Source organism: Aporhodopirellula sallentina SM41 (assembly GCF_000346505.1).
GTDB classification, from domain to species: domain Bacteria; phylum Planctomycetota; class Planctomycetia; order Pirellulales; family Pirellulaceae; genus Rhodopirellula; species Rhodopirellula sallentina.
Genome location: NZ_ANOH01000418.1, coordinates 1 through 3,840, shown reverse-complemented (window position 1 = coordinate 3,840; position 3,840 = coordinate 1). Strand labels below are relative to the sequence as shown.

Annotated in this window: 2 protein-coding genes; both read right to left on the bottom strand. The window is 53.8% G+C overall.

Annotated elements, in window-relative coordinates; all coding sequences use genetic code 11:
• Positions 1-2,070, bottom strand: a 2,070-nt coding sequence (locus tag RSSM_RS27215; protein WP_008687312.1) for a YobI family P-loop NTPase, incomplete at its 3' end; no start/stop codon positions are given.
• Positions 2,071-2,329: 259 nt separating this feature from the next.
• Positions 2,330-3,382 carry a helix-turn-helix transcriptional regulator gene (locus tag RSSM_RS27210; RefSeq protein WP_008687310.1) on the bottom strand — a complete coding sequence of 351 codons (1,053 nt, stop codon included), beginning with the start codon at positions 3,380-3,382 and terminating at the stop codon, positions 2,330-2,332.
• Positions 3,383-3,840 lie beyond the last annotated feature (458 nt).

The window sequence follows — 3,840 nt, the reverse complement described above, 5'->3', positions numbered from 1 at the left end:
AAACCCATCAACCAGTTTGGAGCGATAATCGGTCATCGCCTCACTTAACACATGATCGACCATGGTGACGTTGAAGCCTTGAGGCTTGCCGAACAAACTGTCTTCGAGAGTCAACAGTATTTCATTCGGAGTATCGATCTTCTCGTCGAATTCGATTTCATCATCCCGGTTGAATCTTTGGACGAATTCTCGGTCGGCTTGAGTAATAGCGCCCTTATGAAAGTATGAAGTGTAGTTGTGATAGTTTTCTTCCAGATAACCTTTTGTGACGAGGTAGACAAATAGATCGCCATGCTCGAATCCCGAAACCTCTTCTGCGATCTCCTCCGTTGAGAAAAGACGTTTCATCGATATGTAGCGAGCGTTGCGCAATTCTTTTTCTAATGCGGTCCGCCTCGTAGCGATCCCCTCTTCCTCAAGTTGGGTTGCTCTGTCGATCTCTCGCAATCTATCTTCGATGGTTCGACCAGGATGGATATCCTCTTCCAATTCTGCAATCGAGAGCGTCTTCACCATGCGTTTCTGTCCGTTGAATAGTCGTATTTCACCGCCTTGTTGAAGCGCGGGAAGGATTGAGCTTGCGTTTGCATGAGTAGCTATCTCACCCCCTTGTTTCGGGCGAAAAGCCTGTGCCTGACCATTGGACCGCCGGAGCATGGCTCCAACGTAGGTGCAGGCCAGGACCTCCTGGGATTGGACACTACCTTCCCGAACCTTCTTCTCCAATTCGCGAATTTGTTTCAACTCATCACTGAATTCCTCTCGCTTCTTCCTCCTTCTTTCCTGGAGTTCTCTTACAAGGTCAGCAAGCACTCCCTGATTCATGTGAAGTTTTCCAAAATCGTTCGGGAAAAACACTTTGTACAGGATGATCGCGAATAGCTTGTTCGGATCGAGGTTGGAATCGGAAAGAGTTCTGCGATACAGGGTGTACTCATTTACGATGTTCACCAAGTGACGGTTGTCCGTCACGTAGACCGTGACCTGACGAAGGAACTTGTCCTTCAACGCGTCCCTCAGTCCGGCATTCTTCAGCTTGTTATGCAGAACGTCGTATGCGTTTCCTGCGCTGACAAAAGGGATGACGGGGATGAGGAGGTCGAAGAACTTGGTTCGATCCTTTCCCTTGAACAGGTCGTCGCGGATCGCAAAAAGAAAGACGATTGGCTTTTTCTTGCGTGACCTCACGTCAGGATTGTCATTGATGAGCTGATTGATTTCTCGAATTTTGGTGAAAATCTCCGTTTTCCCGAATCGGTCCAGATCCTCGACGATGAGGATGTCGCATGGCGTCTCCTGGAAAAAGTAGACGATCTCGTCTAAGTGTTTGTTGAAAACAGACTCCTTGGATTTGTCTTCCGTCTCAATCTCGGCGTTCTTGAGAGAGAATTTCTTGATCGAGAGACCTGCACTTGCCTTGAGGATTCCGTGAAGGATCACGACAAGGAGGGCGAACCAAAGCAATCCGCCAATTGCTGCCAGAGCGAACTCCTGCCCGTGATTTGCCTCAGCCACAAATTTTTCGAGGTTGCCCCAGTACTTGATCGACGCTCCTGTCACGATTGCGAAAATACTCAAGAGTATCGCCTTGGCCCGCAACCACGTCGGCTTGCGTATCTTCTTGAACCGTGAATACTCCAGCTGCTTTCTGCCGGCACTGTAAATCAGCTGTTGGAGAATGCTTTTCTCAATTCTGTCGATCGCCTCTGCGCTTTCGCTCGTCTCCTCTAAGACGTTCGTCTCCTCATCACCACCCGCAAAGGTGGCCAGTGAAATTCGGACGAAGTTCAGCTCGGAGTTATGTTCGCAGAACGCATTGATAAGACTCGTCTTGCCCGCACCGTAGGGACCGGTTACAGCCACACAAGTCACGTCTTTTTCGACGATTGTGCGAAAAGCGGCATCATAACGTTCGTAGGTTCTCGGGTCAGCAACAGGCAAAAGCGCTTCGAGCTGATCTTCTTTGGTATCCAATTCATTTTTGTCGGTAAACGATTGGAGCCGGTTTCCCGCCTTCACCAATTGTGCTGCAATGAACTCGAGAGTGCGTTTTGCGATTTCCGCCTGCAATGCGATTGCTCCAGTAAGATTAGGTTTTCAGAATTTGCGCCTCAGCACTCGACGCAGGCAGGCTAAGTCCGCCAGAAACAAAGTAAATGCACTGTAAATGGTTCGCAAAGAAAAACAACGGCTTCAGGGAAGCTAAGCACATGAGAAATTGAGGTAGCTGAGCTTGTTGACGCTAGACTCTTGCCACTCAATCCGATTACTAGCGCGTTCTTGAGAATACGGATTAAGAAAAGATGTCGGACAGCTTTGTGGCATCGCCTTACCGTTTCCGTGTCGTTCTTTGTGTTGCACTCCCAGCCTGATCGCTTGGGGACGCTTGGGCGCTGGCGTAGCGGGTGATCGCTTGTTGAAGTTCTTGGGTCACTTCTTCTCGGAGTGATTCGGGTTCGATGACTTCGGCGGAGGCGCCGAAGCTGAGGAGGTAGCTTTTGATTTCGATCGTGCTGGTCAGCCTGACGCTGACGTCGAGACTGCCGCCGGGGCCGGGGGTCTCTGTTTGTGTGGCGTTGATCTTTCGCTCGGCTGCATATCGCGCCGCGCTGCCTCGAAAGCGGATGCGGACGGTCACGGGATCGTTGCCGGTGATCACGGCGAAGGCGCCTTCAAAATGTTTGGACAGACTGAAGTCGGCGGGGCGGTCGAAGGGGAGCTCGGTGACCTCGGCGGATTCCATGCGGTCGATCTTCCACGTCCGGATCTCGTTGTGATGGCACGAGTGACCGACCACGTACAACGCGCCGTTGTGTTCGGCGAGCCCATAAGGATGGATGTCGTAGGTGACGGGCTCGGTCGAGCGGGCGGATCGGTAGGCGATCGATGTCGCGTTGCTTTCTTCGATCCCGAGCGTGATCGCGTCAATCACGTCGGCTTGGTCGCGGTAGTCGCCGTGCCCGGACGAACGGTGCAACCAGGGGCGAATTCGTTGGAAGGAGCCTTCGTGGGTTTCGCCGAGGGCGCGGCGGATCTTTTCGAACGCGGACTGCGAGGCGTCGCCGATCAGGGTGCCGGCGAAGTCGTTGGTGCTGGGACCGTTGAACCCGGGCCGGCAGAGCAGCAACGAGTAGGCTTCGTCGTACGTGAACCGGACCTGCCCGATCGCGTCGTCCGACATGCGGTACGTCTTGCGGCCGTTCTGGCAGACGTGTTCCTGGATCGGGATCCCTAGCTGGCGCAAACCTCGGATGTCTCGGCGGACTGTCTTCGGGCTGACGCCGAGCGATGCGGCGAGCGTTTCGATGGTTTCGCCGCCCCCGCCGACCCGGATCAGTTGTAGCAATCGTGGATGACGCTTCCGCTGCGTTCCAATGCTCATCTTTGAAAACCCCTCTCTTCCGAGCTGTCGCGCCGCCGCTACGGATCGTGCATGTGCCCCCAACTTCTCGTGCGCTTCAAAATTCGCACAAAAGCGAGTTTAGCAGCTAAATCGCCGGTGGGGGGGAGGGTTGGACGGTATCTGTCCAGGCGCGCGGAAGTTTTTGAGCGGTCGAGCGAAGCGAGCACCGCCGGAATGGAGGGCAAAGCTTGGTTTCAACCCCGAAGGTGGTCACGGACTCGTCAAGATAATTGCGCGACGACCACCTTCGAGGGCGGTCAGGGCTTCGTGTGACCGATTTCGCCAGGTGCGCTGACGCGACCTGGGGCTAGTATTCCACTGCAGCGTGGCGTTGGGGTGGAATCGTAGTGGATGACGCGAGGAATCCCCTTGTTTGACTAGCGCATCAAGGACTCGTCGCCTCGTCCACTACCCGAAAATCAAGTTGACATGAAGTA

Coding starts and splice junctions, on each gene's coding strand:
- RSSM_RS27210 (WP_008687310.1), bottom strand. CDS start 3,382: ATGAGCATTGGAACGCAGCGGAAGCGTCATCCACGATTGCTACAACTG.